This is a genomic window from Syntrophomonas erecta subsp. sporosyntropha (genome assembly GCF_055395365.1).
Map to the genome: position 1 here is coordinate 1,350,464 of NZ_AP042459.1, position 26,866 is coordinate 1,377,329.

Genomic DNA, 26,866 nt, shown 5'->3' on the forward strand with positions numbered 1-26,866 from the left:
AAACGGGCAGGAACCAACTGCGAGGTGCCCCTATGAAAGATAAATTAGCTTTTAAGTTCATGTCTGCCACTATAGCAATAATTATCAGCGTTATGACCGTACATTTTCTTTGGGATTATAATCAGCAAAAGCGCCAGGCCCTTATAGAAATGAGGGAAAAGGCACAGGTAATAACTAAACAACTGGTAGCTACCCGGGAATTTATTTCTATTAACCAGGATAAAATCAATTTTGACTCCCAGGGAAACTATGAATTTAAACACTTAAATCCGGCAGCAGTTGTGATGGGGACATCCGGTATATTTAGCCGTTTAACCGACTATCAAATTAAGCAGACCAGATTAAACTACCGACACCCGCAAAATGCACCTGATCTATTGGAGATTAGTGTATTGGAAAAATTTCAACAAAACCCTGAACTGCAGGAGTTCTGTACGGAAGATGTTATTAACGGAAAACGGGTGTTTCGTTACATGATCCCTTTAAGGATTGAAAAGTCTTGCCTTCCCTGTCATGGTGAACCGGTGGGATCCTATGATGTGGCCGGATATCCTAAAGAAGGATATTCCGAGGGAAGTATTGGGGGAGCTATCAGTTTGGTAATGCCTATGGATATATTCCTAGTTAATTTAAAAGCAAATGCCATGAGATATGGATCTTTTTTTTTGATTCTGATAGCTATATATATTTTATCTATTTATTTCCTAATGAAAAAACTGGTAACGGCTCCCTTGGGGGAATTAGAAAAAGCAGTTAAACATGTAAGCGGCGGAAACCTTAATATAGATCTGCGTAACCTGAAAGCCGATGGTGAAATAAAACAACTGGCCTGTCATTTTCAGAGGATGGCCGATCAACTCCGGGATTTCTATAATAACCTGGAACAAAAAGTAGAAGAGAGAACGCTAGAGTTAGAAAAGGCTAATCAAATTCTTAAGCTCAGTGAGCAGCAGTTAACTAAGACAAACCTGGAGCTTGAGAAGGCTAATCAAGTTAAAACCGATTTCCTGGCCATTATGAGCCATGAACTCCGTACCCCTTTAACCTCCATCATCGCTTATACCCAATTTCTCCTGGATGATATCCCTAAAGAGTTTGAATTAGAAAGACAGAATTTAAAAGAAATCGAGTCTAGCAGCGAGACTTTACTTCATTTGATAAATAATATACTGGATATGGCCAAAATTGAGGCAGGTCGTCATGAGGTTAATCTGGAAACTATGGATATGGGCGAGGTTATTTATTCTGTAGAAGGAATGATTATGCCGCTGGTCCAAACTAGAGGCTTACATTTGACTACCTATGTTGCCCCCACAGTTCCACTTATAAAGGGTGACCCAGAGAAAATTCGGCGGGTTGTACAAAACTTAGCAGGGAATGCCATAAAGTTTACCGAAAGAGATGGTAAAGTGGAGATTAGTGTCGATTACGCTGCGGAAAAAAATGAAGTCATTATAAAAGTGGCTGATACAGGTATAGGAATCAAGAGGGAAGACCAAAAATTGATATTTGGGAAATTTACTCAATCAGATAATTCAATTTCAAGGAAATATAGTGGAACTGGCCTTGGTTTAGCTCTGGCTAAAGAGCTTGTTGAAATGCATGGTGGTTGGATTACACTGGAAAGCGTTCCTGGACAGGGAAGCACATTTATGGTTGGTATTCCTGCTGGAGTAGTTGATTAGTTGTGAGGTGAAGATCATGCAGGAGGCAACAAAAATAATGCTGGTTGATGATGAGGAAAGTATAAAACGCGTTGTAGAGCAAATTTTGCGCAGAGAGGGTTACCAATTTTGCTATGCGGCTGATGGTGAACAGGCTCTGGAATTGTTTAAAAAAGAAGACCCTTCCTTAATTATTTTAGATGTAATGCTTCCGGAAATTGATGGTTTTGAAGTGTGCAGGCTTATAAGAGAGGAAAGCATGGTTCCTATCATTTTTCTGTCCGCTAAAAATGATATTGTAGATAAGACAGTAGGTTTTAACTTAGAAGCTGATGATTATATATCCAAACCATTTAGTCCGGTGGAGCTTTCTTTAAGGGTTAAAGCATTGATAAGAAGGGCTTCCAATACCGTACCTAATAATGGTCATAAACATATCAAATTAAACAATTTAGAAATTGACTGCGATAGTTACGATGTTCATGTAAGGGGGCAAAAAGTTGATCTAACCCCTAAGGAGTTTGAATTGCTGTGTTTTATGGCCCGTCACCCCGGACAGGTTTTTACGCGTGAACAGCTTCTTAACCAGTTGTGGGGAGAAGATTATGTAGGAGACTTGGGGACAATAACCGTTTTTATAAGGAAGATAAGAGAAAAAATAGAGGAAAACCCCTCTAAACCAGAGTACATCCATACTGTGTGGGGGGTAGGTTATAAATTTTTAGCTTCGTAAATCAGCTTATCTGGTATTTTTCCCGCCTTGTGTCATACGTCAGCTCCAATGATGACAAGATTCTTTATGTTACAAATTAACATTTATTCCTTTCTGCTGGATAGCCCTTTTTTAAAAAAACTCAGTATCTTTTTAAGTTGAGGCTTTGCTTATCTTTATTTCCTTCTGATCATCCCCCAATGAATCTAGCCTAAATGTCCCATCTACAGAAAAATCATAAATTATTAATATATTAGTAATCAATTAATAATTGTTAAGTAAGTCTTAGTTAAGAGATATTACTTAAAATTATAACTACTAGTTAAAAGTTATAAGATGTTAAGCCATAATATTAGCTATTTCGGTATTACTATAAATGGGTTTTCTGGATAGTGGCGGCTGGACCGGGACGAAAATTGTGCTGGTTTTCTACAGAACCGATTCCTAGATTATCATATAGCTTTATTACTAGATTAATTTTATGGACGGTGATTAAAAAATAAGAGGAGGAATCGTAGTGAAAATTAGAACCTCTTTAAAACTAGTAGTTGTGGTACTTTTTGCCTTTTATGTAACTAGCACAGTAGCAGTTTTCTACCAACTGGACCATATGGTAGACGATGGGAGGGTGGTAAACTATACCGGCATTGTAAGGGGAGCTACCCAAAGACTTATTAAGTTGGAAATGGCCGGTAAGCAAGCAGATGAACTTATAGCTAAACTAGATAAGATTGTAAATGGTTTGATCAATGGTGATCAAGAGCTAAATCTACCAAAAGCTACGGATAAGGATTTTATCAGAAGCATGGAAGAAGTTGAGCAAAGCTGGACGAGCCTAAAGAAAACCATATATCTAATCAGGCAAAATGGGCAAAAAGAAGTTTTACTAAATGATAGTGAAGCCTATTTTGAGATAACTAATAATGCTGTCTCAGCAGCAGAGGTTTTTTCCGCTATAAAAGTCCAATCACTAAAAAATCTTCAGATAATCCTGCTAATTATAAACGCCATTATATTATCCATTGTATTGATAACGAGCAGCCATAGAATATTTAAACCGCTTCTCTATTTTGCCCGGTATTTAACAGATAAGATGTCAATTCTGGATTTTTCAGACGATCTCCCTCCTTCCTTTTGCGGAAGAAAAGACGAAATTGGGCTACTGGCTAATGGATTCCAGGAAGTAATCAATAGCCTTAGAGAACATTTAAACCAAACCCTGACCATATCCCAGCAGTTGTCATTATCATCCCAGCAGTTGGCGGCCATTAGTGAGCAGTCCATGTCATCGGCAGCCGAAATAACGAAAACAACGGAAGAAATAGCTAGAGGAATTACGGAACAAGCCCACGATGTGGAAAAAGGAGCTCTGCAGATTGAGGAATTAGGTATTTCCATCGAAAAGGATCAGGCTTATATAGCTGATCTAAACACCTCGGCTAACACAGTAGATACATTGAAAAACGAAGGATTTAAACTTTTGGGGGATTTAATTAGTAAGACCAGGGTTAGTAATGAATCATCCCAGGAAGTTCATAAGATTATTCTTAATACCAATAGCAGTGCGGAAAAAATTCAAAATGCCAGTACCATGATTGGCAATATTGCTGATCAAACCAATCTATTGGCACTTAATGCTGCTATAGAGGCGGCCCGGGCCGGTGAACATGGCAAGGGTTTTGCAGTAGTCGCAGAGGAGGTACGAAAGCTGGCTGAACAATCTAATCATTTTACCGAGGAAATAGCCACGATTACCCGGGAATTAACAGATCAAACTGGTTATGCCGTGACAACCATGGAAGAAGTGGGAAAACTGGCTCAATTACAAACGGAAAGTGTAGAAATGACTAATACAAAATTCCAGGGTATATCAGAAGCCATTGAAAAGATGAAACATGTCATTTCCCGTATCAATGAATCAGGCAATGAGATGAGGAGCAAAAAGGAAGAAATCATTCAAATTACACAAAACCTGGCGGCGGTAGCTGAAGAAAATGCAGCCGGAACTGAGCAAACTACAGCATCGGTAGTAGCCCAGAATGCCGCTATGGAAGAAATGACAGATACCAGCAAAACGCTCTATAAATTAGCCGCAGATTTGCAGTATAGTTTAGCAAAGTTTAAATACTAGTGGTTTGCTCATCAGGCAGATTTTACTTAAATAGAGGCATCCTAATATATGAATCACCGGTCAATAGTAGATAAGACTGCTAGATAAAAGGGGAAGTTTGCCAAGGCAATAGGATTATTTATACCAAATTTATCAACAAAGGAGATGGAAAAATGGAAATCACCCGACGCAAGTTTCTGAAGTTTGGATTGAGTGGTGTAGTGGCTGCGTCCGGATATGGATTAGCCAAAGGACTTGGCTCTGGTGCTTATCTGTATGATTACCTGAAACCTACTCTGGATGAAAAAGCCGGAAACTATTACCGGGGCATGGTTGGCTTTGACAAGGTTGTTCGTACTACCTGTGCCGGTAACTGTACTCAGGCCTGCGGATGGAAAGCCTTAATAAAAGGCAACACAATCGTCAGGACCGAGCCGGCCTCTGATTACGACTGTTTTGACCCGGTAGCTAAAAAGGCTTACCTGCCCCGGGGATGTATTCGTGGTTCTTCTTATCTGGAGTATATTTATGGTCCAACACGACTTAAAACCCCCTTGGTCAGAACGGGTCCACGAGGATCAGGGCAGTTTAGACGAGCCTCATGGGATGAGGCCCTGGATCTAATTGCAGACCGGTTACTTAAGATCATCAAGGAGGATGGCCCGGAAGCTTTTGCACTTTTCTCTCCTATACCTTCTTACAATTATATCTCAGCTGCCAGTGGCTATCGTTTAGGTACGGTGATGGGCGCCAGTGGGCCGCTGTCTTTTTATGATTGGTATTGTGATCTGCCGGCGGGGGAACCAGAGACCTGGGGAGTGCAGACCGAAGAATGCGAGGAATGGGATTGGACTAATGCCAAATTAATACTATTATGGGGAGCTAATATCGCCGAATCGCGAATGCCGGCTACTCATTTTGTAACTGAGGCCAAGTATAAAGGGACTAAGGTAATTTCTATTTTAACTGATTATAATGCTACCAGTAAGATTGCTAATGTTTCTGTGAGTCCGCGTCCTGGCACAGATGCGGCCCTGGCTATGGGTATTATCAAGGAATTGATTGACCACAAATGGTATGACGAAGAGTATATTAAAACCTTTACTGATTTGCCATTTATTATTCGTAAAGATAATCATAAGTTTCTAACTGAGAATGATGTAGTAGCAGGTGGCAGTAAATACAAACTTTATGTTTGGGATAAAAACAGTAATAACTTAATTTTAGCCCCGGGTACGCTGGGGGATGATCGTGACACCCTGGATTGGGATACTATTCAGGCTGATCCAGAATTAGAGTACACGGGTACCGTTACCCTGGTGGATGGTGGAACGGTGGAAACAGAAACGGTATGGCTGCAACTCAATCGCTCTTTAGCAAAAGATTATTCATTAGGTCAGGTAGAGAAAATTACCGGGGTTAATGCCAAGGTCATTCAGAGTATCGCCACTGACTTACATAAATACAGCCCGGCCTGCATTATTGAAGGAGGCGGTGCTAACCACTGGTATCATAATGATTTAAACAACCGCTCCATGATCCTGCTCATGGCCTTGACCGGTAATGTAGGGATCAATGGAGGGGGATTTCACCAATATACCGGACAATACCGGGTATGGTTAAAAGGTATGGCCAAATATATACCCCTGGCAAAAAGCAAATCTATTAATACCACACTTTTTGTCTGGACTCATTTTGACAAACAAATCTGGCGTTTAAATAAAAACTGGCAGGATATTGTCAGTGATATAGAAACCGGACAGCTAAAAAAACTTCCGGATGGAAGTGCAGTAAGTAATGATTCAAAAGACGAACCGGGGTATCGTCAGTATTTGTTGATAAAATCACTTAGTGAAGGAAGTATGCCGGTTTACCCGCAGCCACCTAAAAAGCCCCGGGCTATGATGATATGGAGAGGAAATTTTGTCAATAACGGAAAAGGTGGGTATCATCTTTTAGATTGGTTTAAGGATGAAAAGAAATTGGAGCTGGTATTTAATCTGGATTACCGGATGTCCACCACTTCATTGTACTCTGATGTTGTACTGCCGGCAGCCAGCTGGTATGAAAAACTTGATATTGAAACTACGCCATTACATCCCTATTTTCAATTGCAGCAAGCCTGTGTAAAACCTGTATTTGAATCTAAGCCGGACTTTGAGATTTTTCGCCTAATCATGCAAAGGATTCAGAAAAAAGCCCGGGAGATGAAAGCAGCTGGTACATGGGATGCCCAATGGGTTGAAAAAGATGGGGAGACGGTAAGAGATTTTACCAAGGTATATGACTTGTTTATTGATAAGGAAGGAAAGGAAAATCCTTTCTATAAAGGCCAGGGAGAGGGGGCCCTGGATAATCCAGAAAAGGTTGCCCATTTTATCGTCAAAAACAGCCCCATTCTTTTCCCGGATGAGAAAAAATATTCAGAACACAAAGAAAGATTTGCTCCTGAACTTCAGCCTGTTATTGAGGAATACTTGTCCACTAAGGATGCCGATGTTTATGCTGATGCGTTTTTAAAACTGGCTAAAAAGGGGCCTATTCCTTTTCCGGCGTTACAGCCAGATCGTCCCCATAATCCTTTTAGGGAAAATATTGAGCGAAAACTGCCCTGGCCGGCCGGGGGTAAACATGCACCTGAACTGGTGATTTCAATGTATCCCTGTGTGCTCCCAGCCAAGTTAAACAAGACTTTGACGGGGAGGCAGCAATTTTATATTGATCATGATTACTACATTACCCTGGGCGAGACTTTACCGGGATATAAGGTACCGGAAGTTGACCTAGCTAGTGGCAAGCCGGCCTCCTTAAAAATGAATACCCCGCACGGAAAGTTTAGGACCCACAGCATGTTTTCCGAACTGTCCATCCTTTTGCGTTTACAACGGGGGGAGGCCACTATTCAAATAAACAAAGGTGATGCCGAGGACAGAAATATTGCCGATGGGGATTTAGTAGAGGTTTTTAATGACTATGGCAAATTTGTTTGCCGGGCCATGATAGTTCCAGGAATTGGTCCCTCTCAGTTGCGTATAGATCATGCCTGGGAAAGTTATCAATATCATGAAGGCTACTTCAACTTTATTACCCCAGTACGCCCTAATCCGACCCAGTCAGTAAAGTATCCCCAAGATCCTGATGCTCCAGATCATCATCTTAAATTTGCCTGGAACTTATGGGGAGTTACTGGGAATGAATGTGATACATCTGTTGAAATAAGGAAGGTGAAATAACACATGGCCGAAAAAACACGTCAATGGGCAAAAGTGGTAGACCTTAACAAGTGCCTGGGCTGCCAGGAATGCAGTGTAATCTGTAAGATGTGGTGGACCAATCGCGAAGGAGCGCAACATATGTGGTGGTCTATTGTTGAAACTAGACCTGGTCCCGGTTATCCGAAGGATTGGGAAAAAAGAACCGCCCGGGGGCAAATGCCGGAGGCGGACGACTATGAAAAAGTTCCTCATTTTAGTTATGAAAAGCTACAGGATAATATGGGCAGTAAAATGCCACGTTTGATACCGAATCCAAAACAGGAGTGGGGACCTAATTGGTATGACAGTATTGGCGAGGGAAATACCCCGGCCGATAATTGGTTCTTCCATGTTCACATGGCTTGTATGCATTGTTCGGCTCCTGCCTGTGTGGCGGCCTGTCCCAGTAAAGCTATCTACAAACGGGCTGATGGTGTAGTAATCATTAACCAGGAGCTTTGTAAAGGTTTTAAAGCATGTATACAGGCATGTCCTTATAAACGAATCTTTTGGAATGATCAATTGAGGGTTGCTGAAAAATGCATTATGTGCTATCCATTGCTCGAACAGGGAAAAGCACCTATATGTGCAAGTTCCTGTGTTGCACGTGCCATTTTTTTTGGAGATATTTCTAATCCAAGCTCGAAGGTATCTAAATTAGTCAATGAATACAAAGTAGCCCTTCCTATACACAAAGAGTATAACACAGGTGCCAATATTTACTATATTCCGCCGGTACTTACTGCCGGAATCGGAGGAACTGATCAGATGGCCCAGGATCAGGCCCGGATTCCAGAAGAGTACCTGGTCGGTTTGTTTGGACCAGAGGTGAAAAAGATTAAAAACCGTTTGCAAAACGCGGTTGTGATGGCCCGTGAGGGTAAGTCTTCACCACTAATCGATATACTGGTTGAATACCCGAATTATGAAGTGTGAGGTGGTAAGAGTGGAGAATAAAGGTAACTTTTTATTAACCTGGCCATCTATTCTGGTGTTTATTCCTTTTACACTGTTCTCAGTAGTCTTTATGTTATGGGTTTTGGTGGCTGCGCACCCGGCAGCCCTTCATATGATGGTACCAGGTCTTAAAAGGTGGGCAGTTACCATACTGGTGATATGGTTAGGAATTGCGGTGGGATTAGTAGGTATTTATCGCTGCCTGGATCGCCGGAAGGAGGATGATCTGGATGTCTAGATTGAACACTGCTTATCACAACATGGCGGTTCATCTCAGTATGGGGGTATTATTAGCATTAGTTATCGTGGTAATTGCTATTTTTATATTAAATATGAGAAAACAGGATACTGAGCTATTAAAAAAACTGGATGGTAGCCTACCGGCGTTATTGTTTTTAGGCATTGCCGGTACAGCTATTGCTTTTATCAGTCCGCTGGCAGATTATCCGGCTTGGTCAGCTCTGGTGGCTTCGCCCTTAATTAAAATGAAGATAAGCCTAGCGTTTATTATTTTTGAAATATTCCTGATGATGTACTACATCCATTGGAAAAAAGGTCCGGCTATGTGGAAAAATCAGAAATTGGCTATCTATTTCCTGGTTCTTGCTATTGGTGGGGCAAGTCTTTTAAGTATTGTGGGGGCTATTGGAGGATTTATCACTATTCATGAAACTAGTATGGAGGCAATTCTGAATTTCATCGGTGTTGCCATTCCATAATGAAAGGAGCGGAGAGATATTGAAGCAGAATACTGGACAAATTCTGGCCTTAAGTGCTGCTTACAAACTACTGGCCAGTGTTTTTAGCTATCCTGCTGATCATATTTATGAGATAATGCGGGAAGGATTTTGGACGGAGGTTATAAAAGATCTTAAGATTGAAAATTTACTCTCCACTGCCAGCGGGCATAGCAGCCAGTTATATATTACGAAAGCAGAGGAATTCTGGGGGCAACCACTGAAAGAAATTCAATCCCTTTATACGGCCTTGTTTGATTTTGCTTATCCTCGTCCTGCCTGTCCCCCTTATGCCGGGATGTACCTACCAGGGGGACAAAGCTATCCCGGGCCACGTACAGAACTGATGGGGGAGTTAGGAGCAAAGTATTTTTTATGGGGACTCGATCTGGAAGAGGAACTTGCTGACCATATTGCGGTGGAATTAGAATTCATTCATTTTTTGCTGGCCATGGAATACGGAGCTCTTCGGAATAACAATCAGGCCTATTTAGAAAAGCTAAAGGCAGAAAGGGAATGGCTGTACGGGCATCTGCAAACCTGGATTCCTTCTTTTTATACCCGCATGGAGGAGCATGCCCCGGATTCTTTTTGGGGGACAGCACTTAAATTATTAATGAATTTATTAGAAACTAATCAATCTATTAAAGTTTGAAAGGGGATAAGCCAAGGTTATTATCCCTGATTAAAAGTGCTAAAACCTCAGATATTAATGCAAAACGGCCTGGTCAACGGGAAGTTGGATTGAGATATGGAAAACTACTGGGACAGTTTTCCGGCAGAATAATCAATAAAATAGCATGAGATCATTCTGCGTCAATAGCTTGACGAAATGATCACAGTATTAGGAAGCTTTAGGAGCTTGTCGCAAAAATATGATCGACAAGCTCTTTTTATATATCCTGCCGGTAAGCTGGTAAGGAACCGATCTTACTTGTCTGGCGGTAAAAATTTGGAATGATAAAAATAGTACATCCCGGCAACATAGTGGAAAATTGGTAGGCTTAACCTCTAATTAAGGGGTATTGAAAAAAAGTAATGACCGGGTTGGGTTAGCCGCAGGAAGTTTAGGAAGGATAGTTTATCCCAGTTCCTGCCTATTTTGAGTTTTGACTTGATAATGGTAATGTATTACTATGAGTCTAATGTATGGCCACAGATATAAAAATTGACTAAAGTACTGTCCTCCATCAGGCGGTTTGGACTACTGGGGGACTATTTATCGTGTTTTAGCATAAATTATAAACTGAGGTATTAATCAGTTAAAAACTAGTTGATCAGGAAAGGTAGCTGAGGAGGATAAAGCATGTTTTTGGGTAAGGTAATGGTAGTATTCGGCACCCGGCCGGAAGCTATTAAAATGGCTCCCGTAATAGAGGAGTTAAAAAAAATTGATGATATCCAGACAGTAGTGGCGGTTACGGCCCAGCACCGGGAAATGCTTGATCAGGTGCTGCATTTATTTAATATTAAGGCTGATTATGACCTGAATCTGATGAAAGAGCGGCAGGGTTTGTTTAGTATTACTACTGGGGTATTAAATGGGATGCAGGAGATATTGGCTAAGGAAAAACCGGATTTAGTTCTGGTCCATGGGGACACTACTACTACCTTTGCATCAGCCCTGGCAGCTTTTTACCAGCGTATTCCGGTCGGGCACGTAGAAGCAGGCTTGCGTACCCGTAATAAGTATTCACCTTACCCGGAAGAAATGAACCGTATGCTGGCAGGTCGTATTGCTGATCTTCATTTTTCTCCTACCGATACGGCCCGGGAGAACCTGTTGGCGGAAGCTACCGCACCATTTAAAATATGGGTAACTGGTAATACCGTTATTGATGCCCTGCTGGCCACGGTAAAGCCGGATTATACTTTTGAAGCCGATTTTGCGGATATAAATTTTGATCGCCGCATTATTCTGGTGACTACCCATCGTCGGGAAAACTGGGGGACTAGTATGCGCCACATTTATCAGGCTTTGCTTGATTTGGTGGAAGAATTCTCCGATGTTGAGGTAGTTTTTCCGGTGCATAAAAATCCGGTGGTTCGCGACATAGCTATGGAGATGCTTAAAGGGCACCAGCGTTTTCACCTGATTGAACCGCTGGATTATGAACCATTTGCTAATCTGATGAATAACTGTTATATGGTAATGACTGATTCCGGGGGTCTACAAGAGGAAGCCCCGTCCTTAGGAAAGCCGGTCTTAGTCCTGCGGGATACTACTGAGCGTCCGGAAGCCCTGCAGGCTGGTACGGTGAAGTTAGTCGGTACGAATCAGGATAAAATCTATAAGGCGGCACGCCAGCTACTTACTGAACCGGATGAATATGAAAAGATGGCCCGGGCCATTAATCCTTATGGGGATGGGAAGGCTTCCCGGCGCATCGTCAAAGTAATTACAGAATTTTTATACACCCGCCAGGGGGCTACCAATTAGAAACCAGGGTATGCCAGTATAATACGAAAATACCACCAGGCAGCTTTGGTAATTAAGATAGTATTCTATGGTAGCTGGATATTAGGGACAAACTGGATAGGTTACGAGTATAAGATCAATACTCCTTAAAGGAGGATGAGCATGGCTGCAATTAAGTTTGGTACTGATGGATGGCGAGCCATTATTGCCCGGGATTTTACCTTTGCCAACTGCCGGCTAGTAGCTCAGGGTATAGCCAGTTATATAAATGCCCACAACCTCACCAAAAAAGGGCTGGTAATTGGTTACGATAACCGGTTTTTATCGGCGGAATTTGCTATGGAATGTGCCCGGGTTTTTCTGGGGAACGGGGTAAAGGTGTACTTTTTAAGAAAGCCGGCCCCGACTCCGGTGGCTGCTTTTGCTATAAGGGTTATGCAGGCAGGCGGTGCCCTGATGGTTACAGCCAGTCATAACCCGGCTAAGTATAATGGCATTAAATTTATACCGGAATATGCCGGACCTGCTTTACCAGATATAACCGAAGCCATTGAAAATGAAATAGAGCGGGTACAGGAAACAGGCAAAATCTATGAAATGGGCGAGCAAGAGGCCTTGCAGTTTAATTTATACCAGGAAATCGACATAGACGGTGATTACATAGGACATCTACAAAAGCTAGTTCAACCTTCACTTTTTTCGAAACAGCCGGTTAAAGTAGTAATTGATCCTATGTATGGGGCGGGTATTGGCTATTTAGAAAAGGTTTTAGCACCGCTGGGATGTGAGATAAGAACTATCAATAATTACCGGGATGTTCTTTTCGGGGGGTCATTACCGGAACCTACCGGAGAAAATCTGGCTGATTTGAAACGGGCTGTTTTAAGCTATAATGCTGATGTTGGGCTGGCCCTGGATGGGGATGCAGACCGTTTCGGGATTATTGATAATGAGGGGCATTTTGTCAATGCTAACTACTTTATGGCGCTACTTTTAGAACACCTGCTAAATACCCGTACTTTCCGCGGCCCGGTAGCTCGTACAGTAGCTACTACGCATATGTTGGATCGCATTGCCGCTCACAATGGCCTGACTACTATAGAGACCCCGGTGGGGTTCAAGTATATCAGTGAATGCTTGCGTGAAAAAGGCTGTATACTAGGGGGAGAAGAAAGCGGCGGAATGAGCATCTATGGACACATTCCTGAAAAGGATGGCATTTTAGCCTGTATGCTGGCGGTAGAAATGCTGGCTGGATCAAGCCAGACTTTTACTGAACTCACCAGGAAGGTTCAGGGAAAATACGGTAAGCTGGTGAGTGAACGCCTAGATATTCAGGTAGAGCCGCAAGAAAAAGCGGTAGTATTAGAACAGCTTAGTATTTACCATCCTAAATCTCTGGCTGCTATCAAGGTAGCATCCTTTAACAACCTGGAAGGTAGTAAAATAGTCCTGGAAGATGGGAGTTGGGTTCTTATTCGAGCCTCCGGGACTGAACCCGTATTTCGCATCTATGTTGAAACCGGTGAGGAGCATACTCTCCGGGAAATACAGACTGAAGTATTAGGAGCATTAGGTCTCAGGAAAGATCAGTAGGTTTGCCCGACTTGCCGTCGGGCATTTTTTATAAGAATATGATAAGAGGGTTTGCTAAGATTGGAGAATAAGGAAGGATTTTAATGAATAATGACGAAGGTAATATGCACGGACAGGATAAGGGACCACTCCAATTACAGCAATTAGAACAGGTTTTAGAGCAGGTTATGGTCGGCCTGGAAAAGGGCCGTAATGACGTTTTTGATATAGCTAATGATTGCCATAAACAGATTAGTCTGCTGAATAAAGAACTAGAGGCTATTAACCAGGCTAATCTGGAAATCATCGAGCAGGTAGAAGCCTGTGAAAAGCAGGAACGGTTGGCCCGGATTCGCCTTATGGAAGTCAGCCGCCGCTTTAACAAATTTGCGGAACAGGAAGTCAAAGAAGTCTATGATAATGCCCGGGGTTTACAGTTAAAGCTTCAGGAAATACGGCAAAAGGAACGCTATCTTAGAAGCCGGCGGGATGAGCTGGCCCGGCAGATTAAGCAGTACCAGTTAATCAGTCGGAAGGCGGAACGTTTCCTAAACAGTGCCGCTACTTCTTTAAAGCTTTTACAGGGGAATGTAGGGAAAATCGGTGACACCCTGGATGAAGTTTATCGTAAACAGCAGATGGAAATCTGGATAATTGAGTCCCAGGAGGCTGAACGCCGTAAAATTGCCCGTGAAATTCATGATGGCCCCGCTCAGAGCCTGGCCAGTATGCTAATCCGCCTGGATTTAGTGGCCCGGATGATTACCAATGAGCAAAAAAATGTTCAGCAGGAACTAAGTGACATAAAAGAAATCGGTCAAGAGAGTCTGACTGATATTCGTCGTATCATGTTTGATTTAAAACCGGCCTTGGTTAATGACGAATGTTTTAGCACTGCTTTAAAGGAATATTTTAATGATTACGAGGCTAAATATAATTTCGATATTGAATTTGTTCAGTTGGGACAGGAGGATAAGTATGATCTGGCGGTAGAACTAGGTCTATATCGTATGGTACAGGAAGCGATTACTAACGTACGTAAGCATGCCGGAGTTAATAAGGCTTTGGTGAAAATGGAGGATAGCGGCAAAAACCTTACCCTGATTATTAAAGATGAAGGGCAGGGTTTTGATATAAACAGGATGGCCAACCGCCAAGAAAGCTATGGTATTTTAGGGATGAAGGAGCGGGTAAAACTATTTGGCGGCCAATTAGATATTAAAAGCAGTCCCGGTGCTGGGACACAGATAATTATAACGGTACCGGTCGAAGGGGAGGCAAATAATGAGCGACAAGATAAGGGTTATTATAGCAGATGATCATGCACTCGTCAGGGAGGGTTTGCGCAAGCTGCTGGAACTGGATGAGAATATAGAAGTTATAACCGAAGTAGGAGATGGACAAGGTGCCATTAATGTAGCTCGTAAAGAGAGACCGGATGTTATTCTAATGGATGTAAATATGCCGGGTACTGATGGAATTATCGCTACCAGGGTTATAAAGCGGGAGCTTCCTTCTACAAAGATTATAGCTTTAACGATTTATGAGGATGAAGAAGTCGTGGCTATGGTCAAGGCTGGTGTATCGGCTTACGTCTTAAAAGATGTGGCGGGCAGTGAACTTATCGAAACCATTCATAAGGTTATGGATGGGGAAGTTGTTATTCATCCGCGGGTAGCTAACCGGTTAGTGAGGGAGCTGACCAGAGCTGATAAAAAGCAAGATATGGTACGCCTTACCAGGCGGGAAAAAGATGTGCTTATCCTGTTAGTAAAGGGCCATACTAATAAAGAAATGGCTGATATTATGTTTATCAGCGAGAAAACGGTGAAAAACCATCTTACCAGCATTTTTAGGAAGCTAGGGGTAAAAGACCGCACCCAGGCTGCCGTATATGCTCTGAAGAACAACCTGGTTAGTGATGAATGATCTGATTGATTTTTATACCAGTAATCAAAAAACCTTCGTCTGGCATAAATATATACCAGAAGGCCAGAAGGGGGTTTTTTTATGGCTGTTACTCTTAAAATTATCTCATTTCTTATATGGCTGGTTCTGATGTTGTTTCTCATTGCCGCCAGTCGCCGGGTAATAACTACGGGGCGCAAAGTACCAGTTACCGTTAAGGAAGATGATGATCTGGAAATAACCCTTCGTCGTGCCTGTCGCCGCTTAAAAAAAAAGACCAGTTAGTTATAAATTATTATGGAAACCATATTAATCCCGGACAATCACTTATATTAGTCCGCCTGATAGCTAAAAACCCTTCGATAGAAATCGGCTGCTGGCCGGCCATAGCACCTTATTTTAATAATTCCGCCCCTAAAAAACAACAGGATATGATATAATTAATTATTCAAGCTGACTTAAAATTATCATTATAAACAGGCTAGGCCTAAAGGGGGGGGAGGTCTATGTTGAACCTGTTTCTGGATATTTTATTTCCTCAACATGAGTGCTGTATTTGTCGGGTACCTGGGAAGTTTAGTACCCGCTATCCCTGGTGTGGAAGCTGCCAGCAAAATTTGGTGGAATTACAGACTTGTCTTCCTATTTGCCAAAAATGCGGAAAATATATGCTGGAAAAAAGGCCTTTATGCCGTGATTGCCGGGTATCATCACCTGATTTTGCCATTGCCCGGGCGGTGGGACCATATGAAGAGCCTTACCGGGTAACTACTAAAGTATTAAAGTTTTTAGGCAGAAGGCAGTTAGCCGTGCGTATGGGTGATATGATGGCTGAAGTGGTTAAAAGTGAACCGCGTTTCTGGCCTATTGATGTAATTGTACCGGTACCTGCTTCCCAGGCCAGTTTACAGCAAAGGGGTTTTAACCAGATCGAGGTTTTGGGCCGGCAGATCAGCAAGCGTTTAAAACTCAGAATGGTCACTGATGCTTTGGAACGTGTCAAAGAAACGCCCTCCCAGCGGGAGCTTACCCGGGAGGAAAGGGAGAAAAATCTTTTGCAGGCCTTTAATGTAAAGGATAATAAGAAAATCTATCGAAAGAATATATTATTAGTTGATGACGTATATACTACCGGTTCTACCAGCCGGGAATGTACCCGTACCCTGCTGGAAGGCGGGGCGGCCCGGGTAGCGGTAATTACCTGGGCGACCGGAAAAGGGTATTAGGAACAAGGGGGTAGTTTCAGAATGAATAACCTTAGAAACTGTCCGCAATGTGGCCGGTTATTTGCTTATCAGGGGCGCAACATCTGTTCCAGGTGCCTGGATAAGGAAGATGAAGATTATATGATCGTGCGTAAATATGTACGCGATCATCCCGGAGCCAGCGTTTTTGAGGTGTCTGAGGAGACCGGTGTTGAGGAGGAAAAAATCCTCCAGTTTTTAAAGGATGGTCGGCTGCAGTCCAAGGGATTTACCGAACTGCTGGAATGTGAACGCTGTGGTACCAGAATTAGCTCGGGCAGGTACTGCCTGAAATGCCGGCAGGAATTAGATGCCCAAATAAGAGCGGTTACCGGAAAAGCGGATCAGGAGCAGGTAAAGAAAGGTAGTCTAGGTTCCCGTAACCGGGAGAAGATGTATATAAAAGATAAACCTTCCCGGGAATAGCAATTTTTCCCCATATAGACTAATGTCATATACCTTTTCCCTGAGGAATAACACTTTAATAGAGCCGGTTTTTTTAAAAGCAGGCCAGGATAAGGTCGGCATTTGGCAAAAGTTTTCTTAGTGGCGGACTTTAAAAACAAGGCAATAGAAGAGCTCCTTAAAAGGAGATAAATGCTGTAAAGACCAGCAATAAAGTGATAATCGCGCCGGAGAGCTGTTAAGGCTCTTCCTTTTTTTTGCGAAAATAAGCAATAGACGGAATTCTTTATTAAGGTGGTTCAAAATCATGATTATTTCCCGAACTCAGGTTCACAATATATTAAAACTTTATGGAAAGGATCCGGCTTCCCACCGGGTTGATAAGCCCCAGGAGAGCCGGGGCAAGGCCCGGCCGGATGATCTGGCTATCTCCAGTGAAAGCCGTATGAAACAAAAGGCTATGCAGGCAATTAAACAGGCCCCCGATATCAGAATGGATAAGGTTAAGGATCTGCAGGAGCGAATTTCGGCAGGAACCTACACTTTATCTGCTGATGAAGTGGCGGAAAAAATGATTGAACGGGCCATTGTCGACCATTTAATCTAAGCTGATTAATAAAGAGAGTAGGGACAGCATGGATAAACTGCTGGTTAAATTTATCGAAGCAATTAATCAGGTGAATAATATCCTGGATCAGCTAGCTGAGCTGAGTTATGAAAAACAGCAGCTAATCGTATTAGGACAGGTTCGGGATTTAGACCGGTTATTAAAAAAGGAAGGACCTCTGTTATCGGCATTGGAAAAAAAGGAAGAGGTTCGTTTTCAAATACAGCAGGAATTGGCTGACCAACTTAAGGCCGGGTCTTCTCTATCGGCCCGGGAACTGTTAGAAATGGTGCCGGCCTCCGGCTCCTCCCTAGGGACTGATCTGGAAGAAGCTATTAAAGGCCTGGATTACAATATCACCCGCCTTAAGGCCATAAACAGCCATAATAATGAACTTATCGAACAGTCCCTGGATTATATTGATTATATGCAGGTTCTGCTGGAGGGTGATCGTTCCGGTACTTACTCCCAGCAGGGCCAGGTAGAAGACCAGCCTGCCCATCATCCCAGGCCTAACCTGTTGGATAAAAAAGTTTAGTGAGGTATGGTATATGTCTAATTTTATGAGTCTGGAAATCGGGAAAAGATCGATTATGGCCCATCAGACTGCTTTAAGTGTTACCGGGCATAATGCGGCTAATGTTAATACTCCGGGTTATACCCGCCAGGCAGCTAATATCATTACTACCCGGCCTTTTCATACTCCGGTACTATCTAATACTACTAAAGTAGGACAGCTGGGCACCGGAGTGGATATAGCCACCATTGACAGGATGCGGGATACTTTTCTGGATGGGCAGATTCGTAATGAAAATAAAACTTATGGTTATTGGTCATCTGTACAGGAAAGCCTGGCTAAAATGGAAGTGATCTTAAATGAACCTTCTGATGATGGTTTGCGTTCAGTTATGGATATGTTCTGGGAGTCCTGGCAGGACCTGGCGGCTCATCCGGAAAGCGAAGCCGTACGTGCAGTAGTGGCCGAACGTGGCATGACCATGGCTGATACCTTTAATCACACCTACCGCCAGTTGGTAGAACTGCGCGAGGATGTTAATACCGGGGTAAAGGTTAAGGTAGATGAGATCAACTCTATAGCCCGGCAAATAGCTGATTTAAACCAGCAGATATTATCTATCAGCATAGCGGGTAAACAGCCTAATGACCTTATGGATAAAAGGGATCTGCTGCTGGATCAGTTAAGCCAAATTGTAGATGTAAATATCCGTTTTGACCAGAATGGCATGGTTACTGTGCAACTAGGAGGCCGGGAACTAGTTCAAGGTGTCGAATGTAACCACCTGACTACTATAAATGACACTTATGGTATGCATCTGGTAGTCTGGGAAGATACCGGGGTCAAAGCTCAGATAAAGGGTGGAGAACTGCGGGGACTTTTGGATGTCCGTGGTCAGACGGAACTGGAGTCCTCACCTTCTGAATACCGGGAAATTATCCCTCAGATGATTGATGATTTAGATAAACTGGCCAAAACTGTTGTGCTCAGGACTAACGAAATCCACCGGGGCGGGTATACCCTGAATAATCATACCGCCTTTCCGGACGGGTTGAATTTTTTTCAGGAGCCAACTGATATCAACCGGATTACTCACTGGGCCGCCTATATGGCGGTTGATGAGGCTATTGTTAATGATATTAAGAATATTGCCGCGGCTGATCACCGTACCTGTGATGATAACGGGGTCAAGATTAATTATGGTGATGGTTCCAGAGCCCTGAGGATAGCCGGGTTAAAACATGATTACAATAGTGCCGGCTATCAGGTGCAAACTGATTTATCCGGGCTGACTTTTCCCTATAATGGGGAGATTAACTTTACGGTTAAAATGCTTCAAACCGATGGTACTACTAAGTCTATAAATATTGGCATAGGAGCACCAGCTGACCAGGAGCCGCCCGGGCCCCTTTATCAGGATCTAAATGGTGTGGTGGGCGCCATCCAAAAACAGTTAGATAATGAAAAACTACCCCTGCAAGTGCGCAGTGAAGGCCCCAAGATTATAATTTCATCGGCAAGCCTTCTTTTTGCCGGGGTAGAGGACCTGTTCGGGGCTAACCTGGCCCCGGTCAACCGTAACGGGGTAATGATTACTGGTGCTACTGCTGATGACTTCTGGAGGGCCCTTTGTGCTGAAGTAGGAGTAGATTCCCAGCAGGCGGTAAGAATGGTTGACAACCAGGAAGTGTTATTAAACCAATTGGAAACCAAAAGGCAGTCAGTTTCCGGGGTATCCCTGGATGAAGAAATGATAAACATGATTCGTTTCCAGCATGCCTACAATGCCGCTTCCCGCTTTATCACCACTATTGATGAAGCCATGGATGTCATTGTAAACCGGATGGGATTAGTAGGCAGGTAGGATATTGATAATTTAGAAATATAGGTAACAAAACAGGTGGTGTATTAAATGATTCGGGTTACCAATCATATGCTGGTCAATGACCTGCGCCGCAATTTGAATACTAATATGCGCCAGTTGGAACATTACAACCGGCAGTTATCCACAACTAAAAAGCTCAACCTGCCCTCGGACAACCCGGCCGGGCTGGTGAAATCCCTGCGCCTGAGAACTAATCTCACCGAAGGTGCTCAATACATTAACAATATCGGGGAAACTATAAACTTTATGGAGACTACCGATTCGGCTCTGGATAACGTCAATCAGATTTTACACCGGGTGAGAGAATTGACTACTAAAGCGGCCACCGGCAGTAATGATTCTAGTGCCCGGGCGGCTATTGCTGATGAAATAGAGGAACTTAACCAGCAGTTGACCATGATTGCCAACACTACTTATGGCACTAAACATGTTTTTGCCGGTACTAATGTTACTGAGCCGCCTTATCAGGAAGGGGCTAACCCGGATAACTGGGTCGGTAATGGGCAACCACTGGAAATGGAAATCGGCATAGGAGTTAAAATACCTATTAATCTCACTGATGAGACTATGAATTACTTTTTTACTGATCATGATACTGGTGGGGATACTAAACAGGGGATATTTAATTTGCTGGATTCCCTGGTAACAGATATCCGAGCCGGTAATCTGGATGAAGTCAGTGCAGCCCTGGGGGATATCGATGCTAAATTGGATGATCTGCTCTACTGCCGTTCAACTATTGGAGCCAAGGTAAACCGGCTGGAACTGCAAAAAAATCGCCTGGAATCTACCCAGATATCCTTTACCGGACTGCTGTCGCAAAATGAAGATGCCGATATGGCCGAGGTGATTATGCAGCTTAAAATGCAGGAAAATGTCTACCGGGCCTCCCTGGCGGCGGGGGCTCGTATTATCCAGCCCAGCCTGGTTGATTTCCTGCGTTGATGGGGAAACTCCTTATAGATAGGGGGTTCTCATAATAAATAAACAAATGTTGGGATATATAAACAATTGTTTAGAACCACTCAAAGCCCCGATAAACAAAGGCTTTTGTTGATGTAACTTTACTGGTGTTATATAGAAAAAAGTAAGGGGTTTATGAAGGGGTTAGTCGAAATGGAACTAAGAATTGAACAACAATATGCCCAGATAGGCCTTAATACCCAGAAGCCCTTTCTGGCCCTGCAAACTACCCTGCCCCGGGTAGAGCTGCAAACTGATCTGCCCCGGGTAAAACTGCAGTCAGAGCGGTCCCGGCTGTCTATAGACCAGAGCCAGTGCTTTGCTGATGCAGGTCGGCGCAATGTGAGCCAATTCCGGGACTACTACCGGGAATACTCGCAATCCTGTGGCTACCAGGCTATTGTTAAAATATCCTCAGAGGGCGATATGCTGGGGCACCTGGAAAAGGGCATCACTATCGAAGACTTGGCTGCCTCGGCTATGGATAGTGATCTGGACTATAATGTAGCCGCAGTTCCTTCCCAACCCCCGCACATAGAATTCCATACCTCCCCGGTAAATGTAGACTTTATACCTGGCACTGTCCATATCCAGGCGGTACCCGGACAGGTAGAAAACCAGTTTCAGTGGGGAAAAGTCGAAATTTATCTGCGGCAGAAAAACTATGTGAAGATAGACTGGCTGCCAAGTAAACATGATTACAAGGCATAGAACTAGGCGGCTCACGTGGCAAGTAAACAAATGTTTATGTAACTAAACATTTGTTAAGAAAGCGAATAAATAACTAAAAGCGACCGAAAGCTATGAATTCTGCGTTAATCGGCGCAGTTTACGCACTCTAACTATAAATTAAGAGGTTTGATTACCAGGGAGGAAATGATGATGAAACTGCAAAGTGTTTACCTGGGAGAACTGGAAGTTGACGACCAGCAGGTCATGACCTTTCCTAAGGGGATCCCCGCTTTTGAAAACCAGACTAAATTCGTATTCTTACCAGTTGATGATCAGGGTACTTTCTTTTATATGCAGTCAGTAACCAGCCCGGAACTGTGTTTGATCACGGCTAATCCCTTTGTGTTTTTCCCGGACTACCAGTTTGATCTGGGGGAGCAGGAGCAAGTTCTGCTGGAGATCAAAGATCAGCAGGATATAGTAGTCCTAGTAATTTTAAACGTACCGGAAGAATTTCAAAAAACTACTGCCAACCTGATGGCTCCCCTTATTATCAATCATCGTACCCGGTTAGGTCTGCAATATGTCCCCGGGCAAACCAGCTATCGTACTAAACACCTGATTTTCCCACCCGCCGAAAAAGCAGCCCCCCAGGCCGCGGCTGCCAGGGAGGGACGTTAATATGCTGGTATTGAGCAGGAAAAAAGGCGAAACCATAATAGTAGGAGAGAATATAGAAATAACTATCATAGATGTTCAAGGTGATTTAGCTAAGGTAGGAATTAATGCTCCTAAAAGCATGAAAATCTACCGTAAGGAAATATATGATGAAATCAAATCGGCCAACCAGGAAGCCATCCAATCAGTTCCCCATGTCCGGGGATTAGAAGAGTTAAAGAGGTATCCCAAAGGGAGGATGGAAAAATGTACGGAATAAATAACATCCGCTTCGGCGGTATCGCCAGCGGACTTGATACCGAAAGCATTATCAAAGATCTCATGCGTATTGAAAACATGAAAGTAGATCGCAATCGCCAGCAAAAACAGCTGTTGGAATGGAAAAGGGATGACTACCGTTCCCTCAATAATCAGTTAAGGAGCTTTAGAGAAGGGGCCAACTGGAACCTGAAACTGCAGAGCACTTTTATGGCTAAAAAAGCTACCACTACTGATGATACCGTATTCAAAGTGACCGCCACTAACAAGGCTGCTCCTGGTAACTATACCTTTGAGGTTAAACAATTAGCTTCCGGGGTAACGGTAGAAGGCTTTCCGGCTCAGTCGATCCAGGAATTCTTTGGGGCTGGTGAAGAACCAGTTAGCTTTTCCTTTCGGGGTGCAGCAGGTGAGGAAGCTGCTACCGTAACCGTTAATAAAACCGATACCATGGCGGATGTAGTTAGTAAGGTAAATGCACTTAGCAGCAGTACCGGGGTTAAGGCGCTTTATGATGAAGGCATTAATGCTTTTTTCCTCTATACAGATAAAACCGGAGAAAATGTGCAAATAGAGATAACTGATGATAAAAGCGGTTTTCTAGGGGGAGTATTAGGTATAAAAGACCCCCAATCGGCTACGGGCGACCCTCTCGGCCCAGTTGACGGATCAATTGATCAGCCGGTTTTGATGGGTCAGGGAACTAATGCAGTGGTAAACTTTAACGATATAGATTTGCAATTTGCCGCTAATAAATTTGAATTTATCGGCATGAACTTTGATCTTAAAAAACCTGCCCCAGGGGAAAAAGTCTATGTTCAAATCAATAATGATACCGATAAGGTAGTAGACGAAATTAAGGCTTTTGTAGAAGCCTATAATAAGATTGTCGATGATATAGGTACTAAATTATCAGAAAAGAGATACCGGGATTTTCCGCCACTAACTGATGAGCAAAAAGAAGATATGAAAGAAAAAGATATAGAAAAGTGGGAAGAAAAAGCCCGTAGTGGAATTTTCCGAGCTGATTCATTATTAAGTCAGATTGCTTCCACTCTGCGGATGACCGTTTCTGATCCAGTTTCAGGTCTGGAGGGAAAGTATAAGACCTTGTCTTCCCTAGGTATTCAAACCTCCCCGGATTGGAAGGATAATGGCAAACTGTACATAAATGAAGATGACTTAAGAAAAGCCTTATCTGAAGATTTAGATGGAGTAGCTAAATTATTTAATAATGCGGATGAAAATGACCCTAAAAAACAGGGCATAACCCAAAAGCTGGACACCCAGATAAAGAGTTTCTACGAACAGGTAGCCAGTACCGCCGGAAGACCTACTGTGGCAGTAGACCAAAGTTACCTGGGTAAACAAATAAGCGGACTGGAAAAGAGTATAGAAGATATGCAGGACAGGATGTACCGGCTGGAAGAAAAGTATTGGAACCAGTTTACCGCCATGGAAAAAGCCCTCCAGCAGATGCAAAGCCAAAGTGATTGGTTAATGGCGCAAATAGGCGGTATGCAGCAGTAAACCCATATTAGCGGCCAGGGTCAGCCCGGCTGGTTCTTAAAGGGTTCAACTGGATTTATGAAACTAAAAGCTCGAAAACTGCTAAATGCAGAGATCTGAGCTTTTTTACGTTTTAGGGGTTAAAGTTAGTGCAAGTGTAGTCTTTGATTATCTAAAGGGGAAGGAATTTATAGAAGTGATTTTAGGCTTTGCTCTATGGATTTCTATTTTTCCAATAGGCCCAATTATTTGTAGTAGTTAGTTGTACTGGATTATAGATATTACAGTATGCTCTGGCTATCATATTGTTTTCGTTGAAGTATCGAAGCATAATGACGGACGGCGGAAAGATAGTATTTACATGGTCTACTTGGTCTATGAGCCGCATCGTGCTTAGGGGATGGTTGAACACAAAATTTCGAATAACCCTAAATTCCAAGTTTTCATTATCTAAAATCTTTGAGGAAGAAATAATTACAATTTCATCGGTAATAAAAAAAGTATATATCATAGCGAATTTAGCCCAATAAACAAGAAAAACCAATAAATACAGCCAAATAAAGTAAATCCCAGTCATTACTACCTTTAAACTTTCTCCCCCCACTTGCCGATATTCTCATTAAGTTTAAAAATAAGGGAGGGATATACCAGTTCTCCAGGTATTCCATATACCCGGACAAGTACTTAACCACCAAAAAGCTAATTAAACTGCCCTGCAAGGACGCGGGAGCATAAAATTCAAGGAGGAATTTTTAATGATTATTAACCACAACCTTATGGCTATGAACACCCATAGACAGTTGGGAATTAACAACATGGCAGGTCAGAAATCAATTGAAAAACTGTCATCCGGTTACAGAATCAACCGCGCCGGTGACGATGCAGCTGGTCTGGCCATATCCGAAAAAATGAGGGGTCAGATCAGAGGGCTAAACCAGGCTTCCAGAAATGCTCAGGACGGTATTTCCATGATTCAGACTGCAGAGGGAAACTTAAATGAAACCCATAGCATTCTGCAAAGAATGCGTGAATTAGCGACTCAGGCTGCTAATGATACTAATGTAGGTATTGATCGTAATGAAATTCAGAAAGAAATTAACCAGTTAACCTCAGAAATCAACAGAATCGGTAATACTACTGAATTCAACACCCAAAAGATACTAAAGGGCGGTGATGGTGCAACTACTGTAGCTAGCCTTGGAGCGCTTGCCACCTTACCATCAAGCTTAGGTGCATCCGCATTAGCGAATCATGTTGTCGGAACTCAGGACAGTTTAACTCAGACGACTGTAACTGATACTCTTACAGCGATTACTGATGCCCAAGCAGGTACCCTGACGTTTAAAATTGGTACCGAAACTATTACCTTAACAGCGAACACGACTACCAATGCAGGCGATAGTACGGTGTCTGCCGATGGTAAAACCATAACCTTAGGAACCGCTGATGCAACAACAAATTTGGTAAATACTGGTGATAAAGGAGCTACAAAGGTTGCGGAGCTATTAAATCAGGCGATTCAAAACAATGATGCTCTAAGGGGACAATACAAGGTTACTGCTACCACCGATGGAAGTAATAAATATACTATTAGTGCCGTGGCTGGCAGTGATGCTGATGGTACAGCCGGGAGTATTATTAAAACTACCGGAACAGGTGATGTGGGCAGTAAATTAACTGCAGGTGATGTTACTGCTGGTACAGTAGTTGCCGGGACGCAGGCATCCAGCGGTGATATAGCCTTATCAGCATTGGATCCTGCTACCCAATCGTTGGTTGGTAAGGGCTTTACTATTGGCAACCAAACCATTGAATTCTATGATGGAGCCAATGGTGCTTACAGTGGGAATGGCATTGGAGTAGATATCCATGGGGCTACTACAGCAGACCATATCGTTGCAGATATTATTTCCCAGGCTGGCAATAAACTGGATAACGTTATCCTAAAGCAGGGTACTGCTACTACTGATTTGGTAATTGAGGCAAAAGATCGTGGGACGGCCGGTAATGATATTACTATTAAAGATGGCGGAACTGCAGTTGACTTCCGGGCGACTCTCCAGATTGGGGCTAACAAAGGGCAGAGTTTTACTATAGAGATTAAAGATATGAGAGCAAATGCTTTAGGTATTGCTGCTGGCCAAGGAACTGCAGGGTTTACTAGTGTTAATACTGTTACTAATGGCACCAGTAACACTTCAGTAGAGGCAGCTCTTGATGTTAGTACCAACACTAATGCGTCTAATGCTATTCAGGTGATTCAAGGTGCTATCGAAACGGTATCCGCTCAGCGGTCACAACTTGGTGCTTACCAGAATCGTTTAGAACATACTATCAATAACCTGGGTACATCTTCTGAGAACCTAACTGCAGCTGAATCCCGTATCCGCGATGTGGATATGGCTGCAGAAATGATGGAGTTCACCAAGAACAACATCCTGCAGCAGGCAGCAACCGCTATGCTGGCTCAAGCTAACCAAGCACCTCAGTCAGTTTTACAACTGCTAAGATAGTACTTTATAAAATTACTGACATTCACCGTAGCGGAGGCTTTAGCCTCCGCTACATTTATTTCAAGTGAGACCAGCTAACTAAAGTCAAGCAACGAGTATGTGGCATCCATCGGCAACTTTTGGGTTAATGCGTATATGGACGAACGTAACAAGGGGACTATTCTAATCGGGAAATAGCTTTACCTAGCTTAGACTGAATAAAAAATCTGTAACATTCCTGTATAAGATATAAGATTTAATATAGTCAAGCGGCGACAGTGGTACTGCAAAACTTGGGTA

The 26,866-nt window shown here is 43.0% G+C and carries 24 protein-coding genes; all 24 read left to right on the forward strand.

Annotated features, from left to right (window positions below; all coding sequences use genetic code 11):
• Window positions 1-32 precede the first annotated feature (32 nt).
• The 24 genes from ACZ5Q0_RS06600 to ACZ5Q0_RS06715 all read left to right on the forward strand — a co-directional run bounded on the left by ACZ5Q0_RS06600 (window position 33) and on the right by ACZ5Q0_RS06715 (window position 26,587).
• Window positions 33-1,685, forward strand: coding sequence for a c-type heme family protein (locus ACZ5Q0_RS06600; protein ID WP_446818809.1), 1,653 nt, complete (start codon window positions 33-35; stop codon window positions 1,683-1,685).
• 16 nt (window positions 1,686-1,701) lie between these two features.
• Complete coding sequence (locus ACZ5Q0_RS06605) at window positions 1,702-2,397, forward strand: response regulator transcription factor (protein ID WP_446818808.1); 696 nt, start codon at window positions 1,702-1,704, stop codon at window positions 2,395-2,397.
• Between the two features lie 496 nt (window positions 2,398-2,893).
• Window positions 2,894-4,507 (forward strand): methyl-accepting chemotaxis protein, encoded by a 1,614-nt coding sequence (locus ACZ5Q0_RS06610; RefSeq protein ID WP_446818806.1) that lies wholly within the window; start codon window positions 2,894-2,896, stop codon window positions 4,505-4,507.
• 152 nt (window positions 4,508-4,659) lie between these two features.
• On the forward strand, window positions 4,660-7,719 hold the full coding sequence (locus ACZ5Q0_RS06615) for a molybdopterin-dependent oxidoreductase (RefSeq protein WP_447182283.1): 3,060 nt from the start codon (window positions 4,660-4,662) through the stop codon (window positions 7,717-7,719).
• Window positions 7,720-7,722: 3 nt separating this feature from the next.
• A complete protein-coding gene (locus tag ACZ5Q0_RS06620; protein WP_446818804.1) occupies window positions 7,723-8,676 on the forward strand; it encodes a 4Fe-4S dicluster domain-containing protein in 954 nt (317 codons plus the stop codon).
• Entirely contained in the window at window positions 8,666-8,935 is a 270-nt protein-coding gene (locus ACZ5Q0_RS06625) for a hypothetical protein (protein WP_464827278.1), read from the forward strand. Before ACZ5Q0_RS06620 ends, ACZ5Q0_RS06625 begins: the two co-directional genes overlap by 11 nt.
• Entirely contained in the window at window positions 8,928-9,416 is a 489-nt protein-coding gene (locus ACZ5Q0_RS06630; RefSeq protein ID WP_446818802.1) for a hypothetical protein, read from the forward strand. The genes ACZ5Q0_RS06625 and ACZ5Q0_RS06630 overlap by 8 nt, the downstream gene beginning before the upstream one ends.
• Window positions 9,417-9,435: 19 nt before the next feature.
• Window positions 9,436-10,089, forward strand: coding sequence for a TorD/DmsD family molecular chaperone (locus ACZ5Q0_RS06635; RefSeq protein WP_446818801.1), 654 nt, complete (start codon window positions 9,436-9,438; stop codon window positions 10,087-10,089).
• Between the two features lie 651 nt (window positions 10,090-10,740).
• Window positions 10,741-11,874, forward strand: coding sequence for a non-hydrolyzing UDP-N-acetylglucosamine 2-epimerase (wecB, locus tag ACZ5Q0_RS06640; RefSeq protein ID WP_447182284.1), 1,134 nt, complete (start codon window positions 10,741-10,743; stop codon window positions 11,872-11,874).
• A gap of 141 nt (window positions 11,875-12,015) precedes the next feature.
• Window positions 12,016-13,449, forward strand: coding sequence for a phosphoglucomutase/phosphomannomutase family protein (locus ACZ5Q0_RS06645; RefSeq protein WP_447182285.1), 1,434 nt, complete (start codon window positions 12,016-12,018; stop codon window positions 13,447-13,449).
• A gap of 83 nt (window positions 13,450-13,532) precedes the next feature.
• Window positions 13,533-14,747: a sensor histidine kinase gene (locus ACZ5Q0_RS06650; RefSeq protein ID WP_446818798.1), complete on the forward strand. Its 1,215-nt coding sequence runs from the start codon at window positions 13,533-13,535 to the stop codon at window positions 14,745-14,747.
• The gene (locus tag ACZ5Q0_RS06655; RefSeq protein WP_446818797.1) at window positions 14,713-15,357 is read left to right on the forward strand and encodes a response regulator; all 645 of its coding nucleotides are present in this window, start codon (window positions 14,713-14,715) and stop codon (window positions 15,355-15,357) included. Before ACZ5Q0_RS06650 ends, ACZ5Q0_RS06655 begins: the two co-directional genes overlap by 35 nt.
• A gap of 81 nt (window positions 15,358-15,438) precedes the next feature.
• Window positions 15,439-15,621: a hypothetical protein gene (locus ACZ5Q0_RS06660; RefSeq protein ID WP_446818796.1), complete on the forward strand. Its 183-nt coding sequence runs from the start codon at window positions 15,439-15,441 to the stop codon at window positions 15,619-15,621.
• 221 nt (window positions 15,622-15,842) lie between these two features.
• Window positions 15,843-16,562: a ComF family protein gene (locus ACZ5Q0_RS06665; protein WP_447182286.1), complete on the forward strand. Its 720-nt coding sequence runs from the start codon at window positions 15,843-15,845 to the stop codon at window positions 16,560-16,562.
• A 21-nt stretch (window positions 16,563-16,583) separates the two neighbouring features.
• Window positions 16,584-17,006, forward strand: a complete 423-nt coding sequence (locus ACZ5Q0_RS06670; protein ID WP_446818794.1) for a TIGR03826 family flagellar region protein — start codon at window positions 16,584-16,586, stop codon at window positions 17,004-17,006.
• Between the two features lie 286 nt (window positions 17,007-17,292).
• Window positions 17,293-17,592 carry a flagellar biosynthesis anti-sigma factor FlgM gene (gene flgM / locus ACZ5Q0_RS06675; protein ID WP_446818793.1) on the forward strand — a complete coding sequence of 100 codons (300 nt, stop codon included), beginning with the start codon at window positions 17,293-17,295 and terminating at the stop codon, window positions 17,590-17,592.
• A 28-nt stretch (window positions 17,593-17,620) separates the two neighbouring features.
• The gene (locus ACZ5Q0_RS06680; RefSeq protein WP_446818792.1) at window positions 17,621-18,130 is read left to right on the forward strand and encodes a flagellar protein FlgN; all 510 of its coding nucleotides are present in this window, start codon (window positions 17,621-17,623) and stop codon (window positions 18,128-18,130) included.
• A 13-nt stretch (window positions 18,131-18,143) separates the two neighbouring features.
• A complete protein-coding gene (flgK, locus tag ACZ5Q0_RS06685; RefSeq protein WP_446818791.1) occupies window positions 18,144-19,973 on the forward strand; it encodes a flagellar hook-associated protein FlgK in 1,830 nt (609 codons plus the stop codon).
• Between the two features lie 48 nt (window positions 19,974-20,021).
• Window positions 20,022-20,939 carry a flagellar hook-associated protein FlgL gene (flgL, locus tag ACZ5Q0_RS06690; RefSeq protein WP_446818790.1) on the forward strand — a complete coding sequence of 306 codons (918 nt, stop codon included), beginning with the start codon at window positions 20,022-20,024 and terminating at the stop codon, window positions 20,937-20,939.
• A 171-nt stretch (window positions 20,940-21,110) separates the two neighbouring features.
• Entirely contained in the window at window positions 21,111-21,668 is a 558-nt protein-coding gene (locus ACZ5Q0_RS06695) for a DUF6470 family protein (RefSeq protein ID WP_446818789.1), read from the forward strand.
• Window positions 21,669-21,833: 165 nt separating this feature from the next.
• A complete protein-coding gene (gene fliW, locus ACZ5Q0_RS06700) occupies window positions 21,834-22,310 on the forward strand; it encodes a flagellar assembly protein FliW (protein WP_464827081.1) in 477 nt (158 codons plus the stop codon).
• Between the two features lies 1 nt (window position 22,311).
• Window positions 22,312-22,566 (forward strand): carbon storage regulator CsrA, encoded by a 255-nt coding sequence (csrA, locus tag ACZ5Q0_RS06705; RefSeq protein ID WP_446818787.1) that lies wholly within the window; start codon window positions 22,312-22,314, stop codon window positions 22,564-22,566.
• Entirely contained in the window at window positions 22,554-24,095 is a 1,542-nt protein-coding gene (gene fliD / locus ACZ5Q0_RS06710) for a flagellar filament capping protein FliD (RefSeq protein ID WP_446818786.1), read from the forward strand. Before csrA ends, fliD begins: the two co-directional genes overlap by 13 nt.
• A 734-nt stretch (window positions 24,096-24,829) precedes the next feature.
• Window positions 24,830-26,587, forward strand: coding sequence for a flagellin N-terminal helical domain-containing protein (locus ACZ5Q0_RS06715; protein ID WP_447182287.1), 1,758 nt, complete (start codon window positions 24,830-24,832; stop codon window positions 26,585-26,587).
• Window positions 26,588-26,866 lie beyond the last annotated feature (279 nt).

What these genes read in the sequence shown, in the direction of transcription:
- ACZ5Q0_RS06620 (WP_446818804.1), top strand. Translation starts at nt 7,723, where the DNA reads ATGGCCGAAAAAACACGTCAATGGGCAAAAGTGGTAGACCTTAACAAG.
- ACZ5Q0_RS06615 (WP_447182283.1), top strand. Translation starts at nt 4,660, where the DNA reads ATGGAAATCACCCGACGCAAGTTTCTGAAGTTTGGATTGAGTGGTGTA.
- ACZ5Q0_RS06630 (WP_446818802.1), top strand. Translation starts at nt 8,928, where the DNA reads ATGTCTAGATTGAACACTGCTTATCACAACATGGCGGTTCATCTCAGT.
- ACZ5Q0_RS06650 (WP_446818798.1), top strand. Translation starts at nt 13,533, where the DNA reads ATGAATAATGACGAAGGTAATATGCACGGACAGGATAAGGGACCACTC.
- ACZ5Q0_RS06695 (WP_446818789.1), top strand. Translation starts at nt 21,111, where the DNA reads ATGGAACTAAGAATTGAACAACAATATGCCCAGATAGGCCTTAATACC.
- flgL (WP_446818790.1), top strand. Translation starts at nt 20,022, where the DNA reads ATGATTCGGGTTACCAATCATATGCTGGTCAATGACCTGCGCCGCAAT.
- ACZ5Q0_RS06670 (WP_446818794.1), top strand. Translation starts at nt 16,584, where the DNA reads ATGAATAACCTTAGAAACTGTCCGCAATGTGGCCGGTTATTTGCTTAT.
- ACZ5Q0_RS06680 (WP_446818792.1), top strand. Translation starts at nt 17,621, where the DNA reads ATGGATAAACTGCTGGTTAAATTTATCGAAGCAATTAATCAGGTGAAT.
- ACZ5Q0_RS06645 (WP_447182285.1), top strand. Translation starts at nt 12,016, where the DNA reads ATGGCTGCAATTAAGTTTGGTACTGATGGATGGCGAGCCATTATTGCC.
- ACZ5Q0_RS06655 (WP_446818797.1), top strand. Translation starts at nt 14,713, where the DNA reads ATGAGCGACAAGATAAGGGTTATTATAGCAGATGATCATGCACTCGTC.
- ACZ5Q0_RS06625 (WP_464827278.1), top strand. Translation starts at nt 8,666, where the DNA reads ATGAAGTGTGAGGTGGTAAGAGTGGAGAATAAAGGTAACTTTTTATTA.
- ACZ5Q0_RS06660 (WP_446818796.1), top strand. Translation starts at nt 15,439, where the DNA reads ATGGCTGTTACTCTTAAAATTATCTCATTTCTTATATGGCTGGTTCTG.
- flgM (WP_446818793.1), top strand. Translation starts at nt 17,293, where the DNA reads ATGATTATTTCCCGAACTCAGGTTCACAATATATTAAAACTTTATGGA.
- csrA (WP_446818787.1), top strand. Translation starts at nt 22,312, where the DNA reads ATGCTGGTATTGAGCAGGAAAAAAGGCGAAACCATAATAGTAGGAGAG.
- ACZ5Q0_RS06605 (WP_446818808.1), top strand. Translation starts at nt 1,702, where the DNA reads ATGCAGGAGGCAACAAAAATAATGCTGGTTGATGATGAGGAAAGTATA.
- ACZ5Q0_RS06665 (WP_447182286.1), top strand. Translation starts at nt 15,843, where the DNA reads ATGTTGAACCTGTTTCTGGATATTTTATTTCCTCAACATGAGTGCTGT.
- fliD (WP_446818786.1), top strand. Translation starts at nt 22,554, where the DNA reads ATGTACGGAATAAATAACATCCGCTTCGGCGGTATCGCCAGCGGACTT.
- flgK (WP_446818791.1), top strand. Translation starts at nt 18,144, where the DNA reads ATGTCTAATTTTATGAGTCTGGAAATCGGGAAAAGATCGATTATGGCC.
- ACZ5Q0_RS06600 (WP_446818809.1), top strand. Translation starts at nt 33, where the DNA reads ATGAAAGATAAATTAGCTTTTAAGTTCATGTCTGCCACTATAGCAATA.
- wecB (WP_447182284.1), top strand. Translation starts at nt 10,741, where the DNA reads ATGTTTTTGGGTAAGGTAATGGTAGTATTCGGCACCCGGCCGGAAGCT.
- fliW (WP_464827081.1), top strand. Translation starts at nt 21,834, where the DNA reads ATGATGATGAAACTGCAAAGTGTTTACCTGGGAGAACTGGAAGTTGAC.
- ACZ5Q0_RS06715 (WP_447182287.1), top strand. Translation starts at nt 24,830, where the DNA reads ATGATTATTAACCACAACCTTATGGCTATGAACACCCATAGACAGTTG.